This is a genomic window from Agrobacterium sp. CCNWLW155 (assembly GCF_036888815.1).
Classification (GTDB): domain Bacteria; phylum Pseudomonadota; class Alphaproteobacteria; order Rhizobiales; family Rhizobiaceae; genus Agrobacterium; species Agrobacterium radiobacter.
Genome location: NZ_JBAKFW010000010.1, coordinates 138,533 through 158,970, shown reverse-complemented (window position 1 = coordinate 158,970; position 20,438 = coordinate 138,533). Strand labels below are relative to the sequence as shown.

Annotated in this window: 14 protein-coding genes; 6 read left to right on the top strand and 8 right to left on the bottom strand. The window is 59.8% G+C overall.

Going from position 1 to position 20,438, the window contains the following annotated elements; genetic code table 11:
- Positions 1–165 precede the first annotated feature (165 nt).
- From V6S97_RS23370 to trxA, 6 genes are all read left to right on the top strand, one after another.
- Complete coding sequence (locus V6S97_RS23370; RefSeq protein WP_334427804.1) at positions 166–2,748, top strand: sensor histidine kinase; 2,583 nt, start codon at positions 166–168, stop codon at positions 2,746–2,748.
- Positions 2,745–4,253: a bifunctional tRNA (adenosine(37)-N6)-threonylcarbamoyltransferase complex ATPase subunit type 1 TsaE/phosphotransferase gene (locus tag V6S97_RS23365; protein WP_003505366.1), complete on the top strand. Its 1,509-nt coding sequence runs from the start codon at positions 2,745–2,747 to the stop codon at positions 4,251–4,253. The genes V6S97_RS23370 and V6S97_RS23365 overlap by 4 nt, the downstream gene beginning before the upstream one ends.
- A 16-nt stretch (positions 4,254–4,269) precedes the next feature.
- On the top strand, positions 4,270–5,007 hold the full coding sequence (locus V6S97_RS23360) for a nucleotidyltransferase family protein (RefSeq protein ID WP_035212847.1): 738 nt from the start codon (positions 4,270–4,272) through the stop codon (positions 5,005–5,007).
- The gene (gene addB / locus V6S97_RS23355) at positions 5,004–8,189 is read left to right on the top strand and encodes a double-strand break repair protein AddB (RefSeq protein WP_003505364.1); all 3,186 of its coding nucleotides are present in this window, start codon (positions 5,004–5,006) and stop codon (positions 8,187–8,189) included. Before V6S97_RS23360 ends, addB begins: the two co-directional genes overlap by 4 nt.
- A complete protein-coding gene (gene addA / locus V6S97_RS23350; protein WP_334427803.1) occupies positions 8,179–11,736 on the top strand; it encodes a double-strand break repair helicase AddA in 3,558 nt (1,185 codons plus the stop codon). Before addB ends, addA begins: the two co-directional genes overlap by 11 nt.
- Positions 11,737–11,813: 77 nt before the next feature.
- On the top strand, positions 11,814–12,134 hold the full coding sequence (gene trxA, locus V6S97_RS23345; RefSeq protein ID WP_003505361.1) for a thioredoxin: 321 nt from the start codon (positions 11,814–11,816) through the stop codon (positions 12,132–12,134).
- Positions 12,135–12,181: 47 nt separating this feature from the next.
- On the opposite strand, the gene V6S97_RS23340 is transcribed toward trxA, so the two are convergent.
- From V6S97_RS23340 to V6S97_RS23305, 8 genes are all read right to left on the bottom strand, one after another.
- A complete protein-coding gene (locus V6S97_RS23340; protein WP_434057874.1) occupies positions 12,182–13,561 on the bottom strand; it encodes a bifunctional folylpolyglutamate synthase/dihydrofolate synthase in 1,380 nt (459 codons plus the stop codon).
- 86 nt (positions 13,562–13,647) lie between these two features.
- Positions 13,648–14,544, bottom strand: coding sequence for an acetyl-CoA carboxylase, carboxyltransferase subunit beta (gene accD / locus V6S97_RS23335; RefSeq protein WP_003505356.1), 897 nt, complete (start codon positions 14,542–14,544; stop codon positions 13,648–13,650).
- A 27-nt stretch (positions 14,545–14,571) separates the two neighbouring features.
- A complete protein-coding gene (gene trpA, locus V6S97_RS23330; protein ID WP_003505355.1) occupies positions 14,572–15,411 on the bottom strand; it encodes a tryptophan synthase subunit alpha in 840 nt (279 codons plus the stop codon).
- A gap of 4 nt (positions 15,412–15,415) precedes the next feature.
- Positions 15,416–16,636 carry a tryptophan synthase subunit beta gene (gene trpB, locus V6S97_RS23325; RefSeq protein WP_003505353.1) on the bottom strand — a complete coding sequence of 407 codons (1,221 nt, stop codon included), beginning with the start codon at positions 16,634–16,636 and terminating at the stop codon, positions 15,416–15,418.
- Position 16,637: 1 nt separating this feature from the next.
- Entirely contained in the window at positions 16,638–17,300 is a 663-nt protein-coding gene (locus V6S97_RS23320; protein ID WP_334427802.1) for a phosphoribosylanthranilate isomerase, read from the bottom strand.
- 102 nt (positions 17,301–17,402) lie between these two features.
- Positions 17,403–18,170 carry a M48 family metallopeptidase gene (locus V6S97_RS23315; protein WP_003505351.1) on the bottom strand — a complete coding sequence of 256 codons (768 nt, stop codon included), beginning with the start codon at positions 18,168–18,170 and terminating at the stop codon, positions 17,403–17,405.
- Between the two features lie 68 nt (positions 18,171–18,238).
- A complete protein-coding gene (locus V6S97_RS23310) occupies positions 18,239–19,471 on the bottom strand; it encodes a polyhydroxyalkanoate depolymerase (RefSeq protein ID WP_233282912.1) in 1,233 nt (410 codons plus the stop codon).
- A 124-nt stretch (positions 19,472–19,595) separates the two neighbouring features.
- The gene (locus V6S97_RS23305) at positions 19,596–20,438 is read right to left on the bottom strand and encodes a fumarylacetoacetate hydrolase family protein (protein ID WP_003505348.1); all 843 of its coding nucleotides are present in this window, start codon (positions 20,436–20,438) and stop codon (positions 19,596–19,598) included.

Here is a 20,438-nt window from a genome sequence, read left to right as displayed (position 1 = left end):
CGCGCACTTGACAAAGTGCGCGGCATCTTTTTTGCGCGCTCCCTTTCCGCAGATTTATGAAGACGGTATTGTCATCGAACTTGATTCGGACACGCCAAAGGGCGGCGGGGACGAAATGGGATGTCTTGTCGAAGATGCGGCACATAGGACGGAGACAGACCGGGGATGACGGTTCACAATTCGGATCTGCGCGAGCAGACAGTTCAACGCGTTGAAAACACGCATGCTGGCGTGGCATTGAGCGCGGCTCTTACGCGTTGCCGGCTGGTATTCAGTGCGGTTCGGACAGGCGTTGCGAGGCTTCCTGTCCTGATGTCGGGCACGGTTCTGGCCGGCTCGGCAAGCATGGCGCTGGCGCAGGACGGGCTTGTGGCAAAGACCGGCGCGCGACTATTTTCATCCGGAGAAACAATCACCTATTCGCTTTTCGTCGGCATGCTTTCGGCAACGCTGTTTTCCGTTGTCTGGCTGGTGCGGCAGCGCGGCAATATCGAGGCGGAGAGCAGCGAATACCGTCAGGCGCTTGCCCAGTCCCACCACAAGATCGCGAAATACGAGGCGCTGATTTCCGACAAGAGCCGCCGCATCGTCATCTGGGACGGCGCGGATAAGCGCCCCGAATTTCTGGGACAGCTGCCGGCAGAAACCGGTGTGCCGCAGGCGGATCACGATTTTCTGGCCTTTGGCCGCTGGCTGAAACCGGCATCCGCAAGCCAGCTTGAAAAATCCATCGAAAAACTCCGCAGCCATGCGCAGAGTTTCGATCTAACCATTGAAACACAGCGCGGCGAAGTCATTGAAGTTCAAGGCCGGGTTTCCGGCGGCAATGCCTTTGCCCGTTTCATCGCGCTCAACAATCTGCGCGCGGAACTCGCTGAATTGCAGGTGGAGCGCGAGCGCCTGATCGCTTCGGTCTCCACATTTCAGGAGCTTCTGGATTCCATCGAACAACCCGTCTGGCGGCGCAATGGCGAAGGCGAACTCACCTGGGTCAACCACGCTTATGCGCATGCTGTGGATGCACGCGACGCCGACCAGGCCGTTCATGAAAAACGCGAGCTGCTGAACACGGTTACCCGGCAGAAGATACGCGCGGCCGCGACACCGGAATCACCCTATCACGACCGTATTTCGACGGTTGTTTCCGGAAACCGCACCTTCTTTGACGTCGTGGATATCAAGACAGCCGGCGGTTCGGCTGGCATCGCTATCGACGCAACGGAAGCCGAAACCATCAGCGAGGAACTCAAGCGGGTTCTGAAAAGTCACGCTGAAACGCTCGATCATCTGGCAACGCCCGTCGCCATTTTCGACGGCCGGCAGCGGCTGCAATTCTACAATCAGGCTTTCGCGGCTCTCTGGGGTTTCGACCTCGTTTTCCTCGAATCCAGCCCTGATAATTCCGAGCTTCTGGACAGGCTGCGCACCGCCGGCAAATTGCCGGAGCAGCTGAACTGGAAGAACTGGAAAGAGGCGGCGCTTTCCGTCTACCGTTCGCTGGATACCAAGACCGATCTCTGGCACCTGCCGAACGGCCAGACCCTGCGGGTTATTGCAACCGCCCATCCACAGGGCGGCGCGACCTGGGTTTTCGAGAACCTGACCGAGCAGGTCGACCTGCAGATGCGCTACAACACGCTGGTGAAGGTGCAGGGCGAAACCATCGACCATCTGGCCGAAGGTGTCGCCGTGTTCGGTGCGGATGGGCGCATTCGCCTCTCCAACCCGGCATTCCGGGCGCTCTGGGGCGTGACCGCGGAACAGGCTGAGACTGGCACCCATATCCGCGCCATCGAAACCGCCTGCACACAATCTTATGACAGGCCGGACGGCTGGCGCGCCTTCAGCCAGTTCATTACCAGCTTCGATGATGAGCGGCCCTCGCGACAGGGAACGCTGGAACTGCTTTCCGGCCTTGTGCTCGACTATGCCATCATTCCGCTGCCCGATTCACAGACCATGCTGACCTTCGTCAACATGACCGACAGCGTGCGGGCCGAGCGGGCGCTCAAGGAAAAGAACGACGCGCTTTTGAAGGCCGACGAGCTGAAGAACGATTTCGTGCAGCATGTTTCCTACGAGCTGCGCTCGCCGCTGACCAATATCATCGGCTTCACCGACCTCCTGAAGACGCCCGGCATCGGCCAGTTGACGGACCGGCAGGCCGAATATCTCGACCATATTTCCACCTCCTCCTCGGTTCTCCTGACCATCGTCAACGATATTCTCGATCTCGCGACGGTGGACGCGGGCATCATGCAGCTCAATTATTCGGATAATGATCTGAACGAATTGCTTGAAGACGTTTCGGTGCAGATCGCCGACCGGCTGCAGGAAAGCGGCATTTCGCTCGAGATCGTTGCACCGGCCCATCTCGGCAGTCTCGTGGCCGATCACCAGCGGCTGAAGCAGATTCTCATCAAGCTGCTGACCAACGCGATCAATTTCGCCCAGGAAGGGTCTTCGGTTCAGCTCTCCTGCCAGCGCAGCGAAGGTGACTTCGTGTTCTCGGTGGCGGACAAGGGTCCGGGTATTCCTGAAGACATGCTGAAGAGCGTGTTCGACCGCTTCGCGACGCGCGGCAATGGCGGGCGGCGAACCGGTGCAGGGCTTGGCCTTTCCATCGTGGAAAGCTTCGTCAGCCTGCACCATGGCACTGTCAGCATCGACAGCCGACCCGGCAACGGCACCATCGTCACGTGCCGCATTCCTTCCGGCACACGGCCGCATTCCATCGCCGCAGAATGAGCGAAGACATCTTGCCGATCACCATTCCCCTTGAGGGAGAAAAGGACACCATCAGGCTCGGTGAAGACCTCGCACTGGCCTTGAAACCCGGCGATTGTCTCGCACTCATCGGCGATCTCGGCACCGGCAAATCCACGCTCGCCCGAGCCTTCATCCGCGCAGTGGCGGATGAGCCTGATCTCGAAGTGCCGAGCCCCACCTTCACGATCATCCAGACTTATGACGCCCGCATTCCCGTCGCCCATCTTGATCTTTACCGGCTTTCGGATGTTTCCGAGCTGGACGAGCTCGGCATTGATGAGATGCTGGAGGACGGCATTTGCCTGATCGAGTGGCCGGATATCGCCACTGATATTCTGCCGCCGGAACAGACCGTAACCCTTACGTTGACACATTCCGGCGAAGGGCGGCTCGCCTCCATCGAGGCTCCGGCAAAACTGAAAGCACCGCTTGAGCGGGTTTTCGCCATCCGCGCATTTCTCGCGAAAAATGGCAGGGGCGATGCGGCCCGGCGCTTTCTAAGCGGCGATGCTTCCACACGCGCCTATGAGACCGTTTCAACTGGTGGGCCGGATCTTATCCTAATGGACTGGCGGCGCCCCATGCGAGGGGCGATCGTCGCTGAAGGCAAGACCTATGCGGAAATCGCCCATCTTGCTCAGGATGCGCGCTCCTTCGTGGCTATTGGCAATTATCTGAGAAATAGCGGCTTTTGCGCGCCGGAGATTCTGGCGGCGGATACCGATCAGGGCATTCTCCTGCTGGAAAACCTCGGGCGAGAGGGCGTGCTGGCGCCTGACGGGACGCCGATAGAGGACCGCTATCTGCAAAGCGTCGCCTGTCTCGCGGCCCTTCACCAGGCCTCGCGGCCCGACCTGCTGCCAGTGGGTGACGGCAGCGCCTATGAGGTTCCCCCCTTCGACCGGCAGGCGATGAAGATCGAGGTTTCGCTGCTGGCGGAATGGTATCTGCCGCATAAACGCGGCAAGCCCCTCACCGATAGCGAAAAGAGCGACTATTACGCTCAATGGGACAGGCTGATCGACCAGCTCGCCGACTGTGAGACGGGACTTGTGCTGCGCGATTTCCATTCACCCAACCTTATATGGCAGCCGCAAAACAGCGGCATACGGCAAGTCGGCCTGATCGATTTTCAAGATGCGATGATCGGCCCGACCGCCTATGATGTCGCTTCCATCGTGCAGGATGCCCGCGTTACCATCTCCCCCGAACTGCAAGCGCGCCTGCTTTCGCACTATCTCGAGAACAGAAGAAGCACGCCTTTCGATGAGGCCGCTTTCCTCAAGGCTTTCGCCATCATGTCGGCGCAACGCAACTGCAAGCTTGCCGGTATCTGGGTGAGGCTGTTGGAACGGGATCGAAAACCCGGTTATATGAAACATATGCCGAGGACGTTCCGCTATCTCAGTGCAGCGCTTTCGCATCCGGAACTCGCACCGCTCAGAGACTGGTGCCTGCGCATGGGCATCGAATTTAACGACTGAAAGACGGTTGACCACGATGACGATCAAAAACGCGATGGTGCTGGCCGCCGGGCTTGGCACGCGGATGCGCCCGATCACGGATACGATCCCGAAGCCGCTCGTGAAAATCGCCGGCAAGCCGATGATCGACTACGCGCTCGATTCCCTTGTCGAAGCCGGTGCCGAGACAATCGTCGTCAATGTGCATCACCACGCCGAACAGATGATTGCTCATCTCGAAAACCGCACCGACGCCGAAATCCTGATTTCCGACGAGCAGTCGCAGCTGATGAATTCCGGTGGCGGACTTGCCAAGGGCCTGAAGCTTCTGGAACCCGGCCCGGTCTTCGTCATGAATGCCGATCTTTTCTGGATCGGCGAACAGTTGAATGCGGTTAGCAACCTGCGCAAGCTTGCGCAATTCTTCGATCCCACCCGCATGGATATGGCGCTGCTCTGCGTCGACATGGATCGCACCACCGGACACAATGGGAAGAGGGATTTCAACCTGGCGGATGACGGAAAACTGGCGCGGTATCGCGATGGCGACCCAACCCCGGTAGTTTATGCGGGCGCCATCGCCATGGATTCGCGACTGCTGGACGATGCGCCGGTGGATGCCTTCAACCTCAATATCTATTTCGATCGCGCCATCGGAAAAGACCGGCTTTTCGGGCTTTCTCTGGATGGCCACTGGATTACGGTCGGCACGCCCGACGCAATAGAAGACGCCGAAAGCATTATCCGGCAATTCAGGGAAAAACGCTCTGCATGACCCTTACTCACCACGCAAAGCGCGTCCTGACGATCGCCGCGGGAACACCGTTCCTCAGGACGCTCGCGGAAACGCTGTGTGATGGGACGCTGACATCAGGCTATAAATACGACCCGGCCGATCCGCTATCGCTTGCCAAGGTGACGATCTATGTGCCGACGCGGCGCTCCGCCCGCGTGCTGCGCTCCGAATTCGTCGATCTTCTAGGCGGCCGATCCGCCATTCTGCCGCTGATCCGGCCTCTGGGTGAGACGGATGACGATAGCGGCTTCTTCGAGATCGAAAACCCTGAGATCATGGATCTGGCGCCACCGATTTCCGGCACCGGCCGGCTCATCGAACTGGCGCGTCTCATTCTCGCCTGGCGCAACAGCCTGCCGGACGCCATCCGGGCCATCCATTCCGATTCGCCGCTTGTCGCCCCCGCCAGCCCCGCCGATGCTATATGGCTGGCGCGTGCGCTTGGCGAGGTGATCGATGCGATGGATACCGAAGAAAAGGACTGGGAAGCGCTTCAGCATCTTGATACTGGCGATCACGCTCAATGGTGGCAGCTGACTGCGGACTTCCTGCGGATCGCCAGCGTCTTCTGGCCGGCGCGGCTTGCCGAACTCAACCGTTCCTCCGCCGGCCGGCATCGCAACGCCATCCTGCGGGCGGAAGCTAACCGGCTTGCCAATTTGCCGGATACGGGACCCATCATCGTCGCAGGGTCGACGGGCTCCATTCCTGCGGCAGCCGATCTCATCGCCGCCGTTGCCGCCCTGCCGCAAGGCACCGTTGTGCTTCCTGGCCTCGATCTCGCCATGCCGGAGGAACAATGGCAGGCGATTGCCGAGGACCCCACCGATCCTTCGAGCCGCACCCATTCGCAATACGGGCTTTATATGCTGTTGCAGAAGCTCGGCATCCTGCGCGATGACGTGGATCAGATTGGCGCCATTGACGGCGATCTGGAAAAGCGCGCAGCGGTGTTTTCGGCCGCACTCGCACCGGCCAAATCCACCAGCGACTGGAATCGCTGGCGCGAAGACAGGCAACCCGGCTTTTTCGACGATGCTTTCGCAACCGCCACGCTTATTGAAGCCGCCAATGAGCGCGAGGAGGCAACGGCCATCGCAGTGGCTTTGCGGCTGGCCCTTGAAGCACCGGGTGCTGGCCGTCCATCGCAGGCAGCATTGATTACACCGGACCGCGGACTGGCGCGACGCGTGGCGACGGAGTTACAGCGCTTCGGCATCGAAGCCGACGACTCGGCCGGTACGCCGCTTTCCGCCACCCCGCAAGCCGGGCTGACGCAACTGGCGCTGGAGGCCATCCTCAGGCCCGGAGACCCCGTGCCAATTATTTCCCTCCTGAAACATCCGCTCAGCCGTTTCGGGCTTTCCGATGAAGCTTTCGCGAAAGCCTCGAAAGCGCTGGAGCTGATTGCGCTGCGCGGCGGCCGTGTGGAAACCGAAATCGGCAATCTGGAAGCGGTTCTGGATGCACAGCTTGTGGTGCAGCGCGATGACCGGCACCCGCCCGCCTGGCGGCTGGCCCTGCCGCAGGCAAGCGCGGAGGCCGGGCGCGATCTGGCGCGGCGGATCGCCGTTGCGACCGAGCCGCTCGGCTCCGCCTTTATCCGCAGAGATCGATCCGGCCGCGCCTTCACCGATAAATTGCCACTGTCCGTCTGGGCGGAGCGGACGGGCCGCGTGATCGAAGCCATCTGTGCGGATGAAAACAACGATCTTGCCGCACTCTGGTCCGGTGAAGCGGGAGACAAGCTTTCCGAGCTGTTCGGCGAATTGATGGAAAGCGGCGAGATCCTCGACGCGGACGGACCGCAATGGATCGATATTTTTGCGGCACTGGTGGCCGGTGAATCGATCAAGCCACGATCGATGCGTCACCCGCGCATTTTCATCTTCGGCGCACTCGAGGCACGGCTGCAAAGTGTCGACACCGTCGTCATCGGCGGCCTCAATGAAGGGCTGTGGCCCGGCCAGACAGCGAATAATCCGTTTCTGTCCCGCACCATGAAGACCGCGATCGGGCTGGAGCCGCCGGAACGGCGTATCGGCCAGTTGGCGCATGATTTCGAGATGGCAAATGGCACCCGGCAGATTTTTTACACCCGCGCGCTGAGGCAGGGCTCGACACCCGCCGTCGCCTCACGCTGGCTGCAGCGTCTTCTGGCGCTGGGCGGCGAGAAATTTGCCGAAAGCCTGAAGAAGCGCGGCGAGACCTATCGCCATTGGGCAGGATTGATGGATGAAAGTATCGATCAGGAAGCGGCAAAGCGCCCTGCCCCGAAGCCGCCGGCCGAGTTGCAGCCAACGCGCTATTCCTTCAGCGAAGTGGGCCGCCTGCGCCGCGACCCCTATTCGATCTATGCGCGACGCATCCTGAAACTGGACCCGCTTGCCCCCTTCAACCGCGATCCGAACGCCGCCGATCGCGGCACGCTCTATCACGCGATCATCGAGCGTTATTCCCGCGAGGCGCATATTCCCGGCACGCCAGCCTCGCTCGCGGCCATGCAACGCATTCTCGATGAGTGTTTCGACGCGGAAAACCTGCCTCCCCATGTGGATGTCATCTGGCGGCCGCGTTTTGCGGCGGTGGCCCGCGCCTTCATCGACTGGGAGAAGGAAAGGCATCCGTCCATCCGCCACAGCTTTTTCGAGGCACGCGCCGGGCAGGAAATCGCCGAGGCGGGCATAAGGCTGACCGGGATCGCCGACCGCATCGACATCAAGACGAACGGCCACGCGGATATTATCGATTACAAGACGGGGCTTGCGCCTTCCGTCAATCAGGCGCGCGCGCTGCTTGATCCACAGCTTGCGCTGGAAGCCGCAGCGCTGATGCGCGGCGCCTTCCGCGAAGCCGGTTCGCCCACGCCTGACAATCTCATCTATGTTCGCCTGCGGCCGGGCGAGCGCTTCTTTGCCGATCAGGTCAATAACGAACATTCCAGCCGAAGCAGCAAAAGACCGCCGAAATCGGCGATTGAGCTCGCCACGGAATCGATCGAACAGCTCACCAAATTCGTTCATTCTCTGCGCGAAGGCGAGAATGGTTTTGCCTCACGGCTGGTGCCTGAGGAGCAGCAATCCTATGGCGGGGAATATGACCACCTCGCCCGCGTTTCGGAATGGTCGACGGCAGAACCGGGAGACGGCGATGACGATTGATCCCTTCGACGCCGGCCCCGCCGCCGACACGCCTGAAAGCTGGATCGACTGGACCAGCGCCCGGCAGCGGCTTGCCTCCGATCCCGCCAGTTCCGCATGGGTGTCGGCCAATGCCGGCTCAGGCAAGACCCATGTCCTGACCCAGCGCGTCATTCGCCTGCTTCTGGCCGGCTGCCGGCCCTCGGCGATTTTGTGCCTCACTTATACCAAGGCCGCGGCGTCGGAAATGTCGAGCCGTGTTTTCGACCGTCTGGCGGAATGGGCTACTTTGCCGGATTCCGATCTTAAGGACCGTATCGCCACCATCGAAGGCAAGGCGCCGGATCGCATCAAGCTTGCCGAAGCGCGCAGGCTGTTTGCCAAGGCGCTGGAAACACCGGGCGGGCTGAAAATCCAGACCATCCACGCCTTCTGCGAGGCGTTGCTGCACCAGTTTCCGCTGGAAGCCAATGTCGCCGGCCATTTCTCCGTTCTCGATGACCGCGCCGCGACCACGCTGCTGGCCGAGGCGCGTCGTACGCTTCTGACGGCGGTTTCGACAGAAAGCGATGCGGAACTGGCGCAGTCACTTGCCTATGTGCTTGATCTCGCCGACGAAAGCGGGCTGGAATCACTGCTCTCCGCCATCATCGCCAACCGCAGCGCCCTTCGCGCCTTTCTTCTGGACGCCAAACAGTCAGGCGGCATCGATGCCCGGTTGCGGCAGGCGATGCAGATCGGCCATGGGGAAACCGAAGAAACCGCGGCAGCCGCCTTCTGGCCTCTGCCCGGCCTCTCCGGCCTCGCGCTCGATACCTATCTGGCCCTTGCCGACGAGGTGGGCGGAACACGCGTCATCGATGTCGCTTATGCGCTCAGGGAAGTAAAACGCCAACCGGACCCCGTCCAGCGGATGGAATTCATCGAAGCGGCGCTGCTGACAGCCAAGGGGGAAAAGAAATCGGATGCCTATGTCATCAACAAGGGCATGCAGAAATCTGCCCCCGAACTTCTCGATGCGCTGACGCTGGCGCGTGACCATGTTGTTTCCTGCCGCAACCGTTATCGTCTGGTGCGGATGCTGGCGGCGACAAAATGCGCCCTTGTTCTGGCCGAAAGGCTGATCGGCGATTTCGAAGACCTGAAGAAACAGCGAAGCCAGCTCGATTTCGAAGATCTGATCGAGCGCGCCGCCAACCTCCTCAACCGCGATACGGCGGGCGCCTGGGTGCATTACAAACTGGATCAGGGCATCGACCATATTCTGGTCGACGAGGCGCAAGATACGAGCCCGGTGCAATGGTCGATCATCCAGTCACTGGCGGCGGATTTCTTCACGGGCGAGAGCGCCCGCTTGGGACGGCGCACGCTGTTTGCCGTGGGCGATGAAAAACAGTCGATCTATTCATTCCAGGGTGCGCGGCCGGAACGGTTTTCGCAGGAGCGCGAAGAGACCAAAAGGCGCGTCGATTCTGTGGAGCAGGCCTTTCACCGCATCCGCCTGCCGCTATCCTTCCGGTCCACGCAGGATGTGCTGGCCGCTGTCGACCAGGTGTTTTCAGACCCGAATAACGCCAGCGGTCTCAGCGCCGATAACGAACCGGTGGAACACCGATCCAACCGGGCCGGTCATCCGGGCACTGTGGAGGTGTGGGACATGGTGGCGCCGGAAACCACTGAAGACGAAGAGGATTGGACTGCCCCCTTCGATGCGCTGCGGGAAAGTGCGCCGGCCACCATCGTTGCCCGCCGTATCGCCGCGCGCATCGCCGATATGATCGGAAACGAAACCATTATCGAAAAAGGTGTCGAGCGTACCGTCGAGCCCGGCGATATTCTGGTGCTTGTCAGAAAACGCCATGCCTTCGTTAATGCGCTGACCCGGGAGTTGAAAGGGCGCAAGAACATTCCCGTTGCCGGTGCCGACCGTCTTCGCCTGACCGACCACATTGCCGTGCAGGACCTTCTGGCGCTCGGCCATTTCGTTGTCCTGCCCGAAGATGACCTTTCACTCGCCGCACTTTTGAAAAGTCCGCTCTTCAACCTGACAGAAGATGACGTTTTCGACATTGCCGCCACGCGATCGGAAACGGAAAGCGTCTGGAAACGGCTGCAAATCCTTTCGCAGGAAGAGAATAGTCACCTTTCCACCGTTGCCGCCAAACTGGAAGGCTTCATCGTGCTTTCGAAAACGGCCACGGTGCATGATTTCTTTGCAGCGGTCCTGACCCTGCATGACGGGCGCAAAAAATTCCTCGGCCGGCTTGGCAACGAGGCGAGCGACGTTCTGGATGAGTTCCTGTCCTTTGCGCTGGATCACGAAAGAACCGGCCTGCCCGGCCTGCAGGCCTTTTTGTCCGTGCTGGAAACCGATTCTCCTGAAGTGAAGCGCGAGCAGGACAAGGATCGCGGCGAAGTGCGCATCATGACCGTGCACGCCTCCAAGGGCCTGGAAGCGCCGGTTGTTTTTGTCGTTGATGGCGGTTCGAAAGCCTTCAACCACAGCCATGTGCCGAAACTGCGCTTCGTCGAAGCGGGTGAGGACGCCTTCCCGGTGTGGCTACCCGGCAGCGGTTTTTCCAACCATCTCATCCGCTCGGATGAAGAACGACTGAAGACGGCCGCCGAAGACGAATATCGACGGCTGCTTTATGTGGCGATGACGCGCGCTGCTGATCATCTCGTCGTCTGCGGTTATCGCGGCCAGAAGGAAAATCCCGAATGCTGGCATGCCATCGTCAAGGCGGCGCTTGCCAACAATGAAGACCATTGCAAGCCGCAGCTTTTCATGGCGGATGGCGAGGAATGGCAGGGGCTTGTCTGGCGTAAATCCGAGGCTCGCACGACATCTGTCCCGCAAAAGCTACCAGAAACGCAGCAGCAGGAAGAATACGCCCTTCCGGCGGGACTTCTCGCTCCCTTGCCGGCACTGCCCTCCCTGCCGAGACCGCTCAGCCCGTCCGGTGCCGGCACCATCATTGATGACGGCGCGGACGATCTCGCCGTGCGTTCGCCGCTTTTCGGCGAGAAAACCGATGTCTCGTCGCTGGCGCTGCAGCGCGGTAGGCTAGTGCATCGCATGCTGCAAGCCCTGCCGGATTTTACCGAGGAGGAGCGGGAAGCGGCTGCGCGCCGTTATGCCGAGCGTGCGGCTCGTTTTTGGCCTGCTGCCGAGCGCGAACATTTGATACGAGCGGTTCTGCGCGTCATGTCCGAACCGGCGGTACAACCGGCCTTCTCCGCCAACAGCCGCGCGGAAGTGTCGATCATGGGCACGATGACGATCGGCAGGCAGCAATATGCCGTCTCCGGCCGCGTCGACCGGCTGGCCGTGGTTGGTGATCGCGTCATTCTGGTCGATTACAAGACCAACCGCGTGCCGCCGCGCGAAGCGCGTGAAATACCTTTCTCCCACACGGCGCAGCTTGCCATCTATCGCGAAATTCTAGCATCGCTCTATCCCGGCAAGAAATTTGTCTGTGCGCTGATCTATACGGAAAATGCCACTTTTGTGGCAGTCGAAGACGATGCGATGAGAGAGGCCCTTGCCGCAATAAAGACAAAGTGAGATACCGGGGCATTGAAATTCCGACGCGCCCGCATCACATCGATAGCGGAAAAGATTAGCTGAAAGGAGAGCCAGATATGGCTACCGTAAAAGTCGATGCCGCCAACTTCCAGTCCGAAGTCCTCGAATCCGCCGAACCCGTCGTGGTGGATTTCTGGGCCGAATGGTGCGGCCCGTGCAAGATGATCGCGCCAAGCCTTGAGGAAATTTCGTCCGAGCTGGCCGGCAAGGTCAAGGTCGCAAAGCTCAACATCGACGAAAACCCGGAACTGGCAGCGCAGTTCGGCGTGCGCTCGATCCCGACCCTTGCCATGTTCAAGGGCGGCGAAGTGGCTGATATCAAGGTTGGCGCTGCTCCCAAGACAGCGCTTTCCGCCTGGATTTCCGGCGCCGCATAAGCAATATCGATGGAATGAAAAAAGCCCGGCAGTGATGCCGGGCTTTTTTATTGAGGAACCGTGCCGTTCAGGGCAAGCGCATTGCCCGCAAGGTAAAGCGAGCCGCCGATCAGGATGCGCGGCGCTGGTCCCTCGGGATCGAAGCGGCGCGACAGCTCCTCCAAGGCATGCGTGAGAGACGATGTTGGCGCTGCCACGAGGCCAGCATCGAAGGCGGCATGGGCAAGTACCACGGGGTCGATCGCCGCATCCGTGCCGCCGATCGGCACGGTGAAGACATATTCGGCGATATCGGCGAAGGCCTTGAAGTAACCTACCGGATCCTTGGTGTTGATCATGCCCGCAATGATGAAGAGCGGGCGTGCCATCTTTTCCTCAAAGCCAGCCATCGCCTCGGCGATAACCTCGCCCGCGCCGGGGTTATGACCGCCATCGACCCAGATTTCCGCATCCTTAGGGGCCATTTCAGCGATTTTTCCGGACAGGATACGCTGCAGACGGCCGGGCCATTCCACCGTGGTCATGGCCTTTTCGATCATCCGTTCCGTCACCTCGAAACCGGCGGCCTTGACGGCGCGGATCGCGGCGGCGGCATTGGCAAGCTGGTGACGGCCGGGAAGCCGCGGCAGCGGCGCATCGGCCAGACCGAATTCATCCTGATAGACCATGCGGCCGAATTCTTCATGGGCGGAAAAATCCTGCCCGTAGACGGATACCGGGCAACCGAGCCGCTCCGCCGTGGCAACCAGCGTTTCGAGCGCCGCATCATATTCCTGATGACCGATGACGACGGGCGAACCCTTTTTCATGATGCCGGCCTTTTCGGCGGCGATCAGCTCCACTCGGTCACCGAGATAGGCTTGATGATCGAGCGAGATCGGCATGACGACGGAGACGGCTGGGTGGTTGATTACATTGGTTGCATCGAATCGACCGCCTAGGCCAACCTCTACGACGGCGGCATCGGCGGGCTGTTCCGCAAAAAGCACGAACATCGCCGCAGTCAGAATTTCGAAAACCGTTATCATCTGACCGGCATTGGCAGTTTCAATGCGGCGCAGCGCGTCCGCAAAGATCTCGTCTTCAACATAACGACCTTTATCGCCGGCCACGCCGATACGGTACCGCTCATGCCAGTTCACAAGATGCGGCGAGGTATGCACGTGGACGGAAAGCCCTGCCGCCTCCAGCAGGGCACGGCAGAAGGCCGTGACCGAACCCTTGCCATTTGTGCCGGCCACATGGATCACCGGCGGCATTCTGTTCTGGGGATTGCCGAGTTTTTCGAGAAGACGGGAAATTCTGTCGAGTGAAAGATCGAACCCCTTGGGGTGGAGCTGCATCAGCTCCTCAATGATCTTTTCGGCCTCACCGATCGCGGGCTTCGTCATGTCTTCCGTTCGCCTTTCAGGCGTTTTGCTTGCCATTTGTCCGCCGCACCAAAAATGAAATCATGCAACGTATAGCATCATCCCGAAGGCAGTTTATGCCTCCGGGCGACATATTTTTTTCCTCAGGCCGAAGCCGCCAGCGGTACGACGGCGTTTGCGTTGTCAGCAGGCGCTTTGGTCATGATCTTGAGCAGATTGGCCAGCGTGTCCGGGATTTCGCGGCGGTCGACGACCATATCCACCATGCCGTGTTCCAGCAGGTATTCCGAGGTCTGGAAGCCTTCCGGCAGCTTTTCACGAATGGTCTGCTCGATCACACGCTTGCCCGCAAAGCAGATTTCGGCGCCCGGCTCGGCGATATGCACGTCACCCAGCATAGCGTAGGAGGCCGTGACGCCACCCGTCGTCGGGTTCGTCAGAACCACGATATAGGGCATGCCTGCCTCTTTCAGCATGTTTACCGCAACCGTGGTGCGCGGCAGCTGCATCAGCGAAAGAATGCCTTCCTGCATGCGCGCCCCGCCGGAGGCCGGGAACATGACGAGCGGGCAACGCTCGGAAATCGCACGCTCAAAGGCCTTGACGATGGCTTCGCCGGCGGCAATGCCGAGCGAACCGCCCATGAACTGGAATTCATGCACGACGGCAACGATCTTCAGGCCTTTCAAGTGGCCGACACCGGCAAGGATCGTGTCTTCCTGCTCGGTTTTCGTGCGGCTGTCACGCAGACGGTCGGTGTATTTCTTGGAATCGCGGAACTTCAGAGGGTCCTGCGCTACCTTCGGCTGGACCAGGGCCTCATAGACGCCACCATCAAAAAGATCGGCAAGGCGCGCCTTGGCCGGCATCTTCATATGGTAACCAGAAGCCGGGATGACCCACTTGTTGTCTTCCAGGTCCTTGTGGAAGACCATTTCGCCCGTTTCCGGGCACTTGATCCACAGGTTCTCCGGAACCTCCGGGCGGCGGCCAAGCATGGAATTGATCCGCGGCCGAACGTAATTAGTGATCCAGTTCAACTGTCTACTCCTGACTGGGCCGCGCGCTTATTCCGCAGCGGCAAGGCGCGACGCACGCACGCCCGTTGAAAGTCCTTTTACCAGCGTCGTAACGGCCGGCACGGTATCGGCGGTCGCCTGCCCGTCCTTGGTCAGGCTGCCAGCAATCTGGTTGACGATGGCCGAACCGACCACAACGCCATCTGCCACCGCGCCGATCGCTTTTGCATGATCGGCCGTCTTGACACCAAAACCGACACAGACCGGCAGTTCCGTATGCGCCTTGATACGACCGACAGCGCCCGAGATCAACGAGGGATCGGGAAGCGCCGAACCGGTGATACCGTTCATCGAAACGTAATAAACGAAACCTGAGGTATTTTTAAGGACGGTCGGCAGGCGCTTGCCATCCGTAGTCGGGGTAGCGAGACGGATGAAGTTGATGCCGCGCGCAAGCGCCGGTATGCAGAGTTCATCGTCCATTTCCGGCGGAAGATCGACTACGATCAGGCCATCGATGCCAGCCGCCAGCGCGTCGTCCAAAAACTTTTCGACGCCATAGATATAGATCGGATTATAATAGCCCATCAGCACGATGGGTGTTGCATCGTCTTGCCTGCGGAACTCGCGGGCGAGATCGAGCGTGGTCTTCAGCGTCTGTCCGCCCTTCAGCGCGCGCTGGCCGGCCAGCTGAATGGCCGGACCATCCGCCATCGGGTCGGAAAAGGGCATGCCGAGTTCGATGACGTCAGCACCGGCTTCCGGCAGCGCTTTCATGATGCCGAGCGAGGTCTGGAAATCCGGGTCGCCGCCCATGAAATAGGTAATCAGGGCCGGGCGATTTTCAGCGCGCAGATCGGCAAAGCGCTTGTCCATACGTGCAGTCATGATCTTATACATCCATTCCAAGGAACTTGCTGACGGTGTGGACATCCTTGTCACCACGGCCGGAGAGGTTCATCAGGATGATTTCATCCTTGCCCATCTTTGGCGCGCGCTTGATGACCTCTGCCAAAGCGTGGCTCGGCTCGAGAGCCGGAATGATGCCTTCGAGGCGGGTCAGCATCTGGAAGGCGTCCAGCGCCTCATGGTCCATGATCGGCACATATTCCACGCGGCCGATATCGTTCAGCCAGGAATGTTCCGGGCCGATGCCGGGATAATCGAGACCGGCGGAAATGGAATGACCTTCCTTGATCTGGCCATCCTCGTCCTGAAGCAGATAGGTGCGGTTGCCATGCAGCACGCCCGGCGAACCGGCCGTGATCGAAGCGCAATGCTCGTCACCGGAAAGGCCCTTGCCGCCCGCCTCGACGCCGACGATGCGGACATTCTTGTCATCGAGGAAAGGATGGAAGATGCCGATGGCGTTCGAACCGCCGCCGACAGCCGCAATGACCAGATCCGGCAGGCGGCCTTCCGCCTCCAGCATCTGCGCCTTGGCTTCCTCGCCGATGACCGCCTGGAAATCGCGAACCATTTCCGGATAGGGATGCGGGCCGGCCGCGGTGCCGATCAGATAATAGGTATCCTCGACATTGGTAACCCAGTCACGCAGGGCCTCGTTCATGGCGTCCTTGAGCGTGCCATGACCTGCTGTCACCGGTTTCACCTCGGCGCCCAGAAGCTTCATGCGGAAGACGTTCGGGGCCTGACGGGCTACGTCGGTCGCGCCCATATAAACGACACAGGGAAGACCGAAACGTGCTGCCACCGTTGCGGAGGCAACGCCGTGCTGGCCGGCGCCGGTTTCCGCGATGATGCGGGTCTTGCCCATGCGCTTGGCAAGCAGGATCTGACCGAGGCAATTGTTGATCTTGTGCGAGCCGGTGTGGTTCAGCTCCTCGCGCTTGAAATAGATCTTCGCGCCGCCGAGTTCCGCCGTCAGGCGTTCCGCGAAATAAAGCGGGCTCGGGCGACCGGTATAGTGCGCGCCGAGATGCTTGAGTTCCGCCTGAAACGCGGGATCGGTCTTGGCCTTGTCCCATTCCGCCTGCAAATCCAGAATGAGCGGCATCAGCGTTTCGGCAACGAAGCGACCTCCGTAAATACCGAAACGGCCGTCCTCATCAGGACCAGCACGAAAAGAATTGGGTGTTGGCGCGTCGTTCACTTCAAGCTCCCTTTGGGCCTTTCGACCAATCATTCACCACATCAAAAAATGCATCGATCATGGACAGATTCTTGATGCCCGGCGCGCTTTCGACACCGGACGACAAATCTAGTCCGCTTGCCTTGGTTTCCGCCAGAGCCTCAGCGACATTGTCCTTGTTCAACCCTCCGGAAAGCATGTAATCGATGCTTTCGTCAAGTGATCGCAGGATGGTCCAGTCGAACGAGACGCCATTACCACCCGGCAGGTCGGAGCCCGCCGGCGCCTTGGCATCCAGCAGAAAACGATCGGCTATTCCAATATAAGGGTCGATTTTGGCAAGATCAGCGGCGTCGCGAATGGAAATCGCCTTCATGACGGGCAGGCCATAAAGCGCCTTGATGTTCAGCAGCCGTTCTGGGCTTTCACTACCGTGCAGCTGCAGGATATCCGGTTTTACGAGATCAACGATTTCATCGAGATAATCATTATCGGCATCAACGGTGACCGCGACCACCTTGGCGGCGCCACGGGCGGCTTCCGCCAGCCTGCCGGCAATATCGGGCTCGATGTTGCGCGGGCTTTTTTCAAAGAAAATAAAACCGACATGGGACGCACCGCGCCTGACGGCGCGCTCCAGCGCTTCCGGTGTCTTCAATCCGCAAATCTTGATATCCGGTTTCATACCCGCGACCTGACATGAAATGCGACAAGAGTCGAGCCAAATCGAACCCATTCCCGATGGAATGTTTCACGTGAATCCAGATGGCGATCCGTGCCGCAGGTTTCAATCGAAATCGATGGCGTGAAGTTTGGAGCCGTGGCGTTTCAGCCAGTCCTTGGCCTCATTGGTGTGCGGGCACAGCTTTTCACACAAGGCCCAGAATTTCGGACCGTGGTTCATTTCGCTCAGATGCGCGACCTCATGGGCGGCAAGATAATCGATGACCTTTTCCGGGGCCATGACGATACGCCAGGAAAAGCTCAAGTTTCCATCATGGGAACAGGAGCCCCAGCGGCTGCGTGTATCCTTCATGCTGATGGACCGCACCGGCCGGCCGGCAGCGCTGGCATGAACGGCGACGAGCCGTTCCAGATCGGCCTTCGCTTCCTTTTTCAGGAATGTCGCGATCCGTCGTCTCAGATGTTCCGGCGCGCCGCTGACTTTCAGAACGTCGACGCCATCGGCGTCTTTCGCGATATGTGTCAGCCCTCGCAGGCTGCCGGTATGGTCAATGCGGTGGGATATGCCTCTGATATCGATGGTAGCGCCCGGACGCAAACCGTCATCGAGGCTGAATTTCAGAAGCTTGCCTTCCAGCCAGCCCTGATGCCTCTCGAGAAAATCATCCACCTGGCGGTGATGCAGGCCCATCGGGATCGTCAGCTTCAACGCCCGGCCGCCTGGTTCTATGCGCAAGGTGATGCGCGTGGCCCGCGGATTTTCCCTGACCGTGATCGGCACCTGCCGGCCCGCCACCGCGACGGTGCGCTGGCTCGGCGCAACCTTCTTTGGCGCCGGTGACTTCAGGGATTTTCTGAGGAGCGAAAACATGAACCCTTCATAGCCGATTCGTCCGTCGCTTGGCCACGCAAATGCATGACACCACCCACCATCTTACGTCAGGCAGTCTGGTGTTTGTGGATAAAATCCAGCATGCGCGGCACGATTTCCTTCCGGAAGCGTGAGCCGTTGAAGACGCCATAGTGGCCGACATCCGGCTGCATGTAATGGGCGCGTTTGTCTTCAGGCAGGTTACTGCAGAGATCATGGGCCGCCTTTGTCTGGCCGACGCCTGAAATATCGTCATTCTCCCCTTCCACGGTGAACAATGCGACATTGCGAATGGCGGCGGGATCGACCGCCCTGCCCCGGTGCAGCATCTTTCCCTTCGGAAGCGCATGGTCGATGAAGACGGTTTCCACCGTCTGCAGATAAAACTCCGCCGTCAGATCCATGACGGCCAGATATTCATCGTAAAATTCGCGGTGCTTTTCGGCGGAATCGCCGTCATTCTTGACGAGGTTGAGGTAAAAATCCTTATGCGCCGTCATGTGCTTGTCGAGGTTCATCGACATGAAACCGGACAGCTGCAGGAAGCCGGGATAGACATTGCGGCCGAAAGCGGGCTGCGGCCACGGCACCTGCATGACGACATTATCGCGGAACCATTCGATCGGCTTCGCCTTGGCGAGACCATTGACGGCTGTGGGATTGATGCGCGTATCGATTGGACCGCCCATCAGCGTCATAGATGCCGGCGCAAATTTATCGCCATCGGCCTCCATAAGCGAAACGGCGGCCAGAACAGGCACGGACGGTTGACAGACGGCGACCACATGCGCGCCCGGACCTATCTCGCGCAGCATCTCGATGACATAACTGATGTAATCGTCGAGATCGAAGGTCCCATCGCTCGTTGCCACCATGCGGGCATCGACCCAATCGGTAATGTAAATATCGGCCGAAGGCAGCAGCGCCTCCACGGTGCCGCGCAGCAGGGTCGCATAATGGCCGGACATCGGCGCCACCAGCAGCACCTTCGGCTCAGGTTGGCGGGCAGGATCGATCTCTTTTTTGAAATGGACGAGATTGCAGAACGGACGCGACCAGACGGTCTCTTCAGCAACGGTAACGGTCTCTCCATCGACAATAGTCGTGGCAAGGCCGAATTCCGGTTTGACATAACGGCGCGTCAGGCGTTCGAAAACCTCGAAGCCGGCATCGAGGCTTCTTCCGAAGGCCGTGCTGGAAAGCGGGTTCATAGGATTGTTGCAGGCCTGGCGCATCATATCGGCACCGGCGCGCAGCGGCGCCATGGCCGCATGGTTCATTTCATAAAGATGGTAGAACACTGATGACGCCTCCCTCGCGATCACGCTCTTTTTTTCAACCATAGCAGCTTTTCGCAGGTGCACAAAATCGAAGGCGCCGGCGGTTTCCCGCCAGCGCCTCACTTTCCGTTGAACGCCGTTGCGATCAGATGTCGGCGACGAAGGTCTGCTTCTGGGAACCGAGGCCCTCGATACCGAGTTCCACGACATCACCCGCCTTCAGGTAACGCGGCGGCTTCAGGCCCATGCCGACGCCGGGAGGGGTGCCGGTGGAAATGACATCGCCGGGATGCAGCGACATGAACTGGCTGAGATAGGAGACAACGTGGGCGACGCCGTAAACCATGGTCTTGCTGGAGCCGTCCTGCATGGTCTGGCCGTTCACCTTTAGCCACATGCCGAGGTTCTGCGGGTCGGTAATTTCCTCTTTCGTCACCAGCCAGGGGCCGATGGGGCCAAAGGTGTCGCAGGACTTGCCCTTTGTCCACTGGCCGGCACGCTCCGTCTGGAAGGCGCGTTCGGAAACATCATGCGAAACGCAATAGCCGGCAACGTAGTCAAGAGCATCGGCTTCCGAGACATATTTGGCGGTCTTGCCGATGACAACACCGAGCTCGACTTCCCAGTCGGTCTTCTCAGAACCGCGCGGAATGGTGACGTTGTCATTCGGACCGACGATGGCCGAGGTCGCCTTCATGAAAATGACCGGTTCCGGCGGTACGGTGGCACCCGTTTCGGCGGCATGGTCGGAGAAATTAAGGCCGATGCAGATGAATTTTCCGGTTCCCGCAATGCAGGCGCCGATGCGGTCTTCGTTCAGGACTGGAAGCGTGCTCAGATCGATCGCGGCGATCTTTTTGAGGCCCTCGGGAGAAATGGCGTCGCCGCCGATATCTTTCACATGGGCGGACAGATCGCGGATTTTTCCTTCCGCGTCGAGGATTGCAGGTTTTTCCTGGCCGGGCTGGCCAACACGCATCAATTTCAT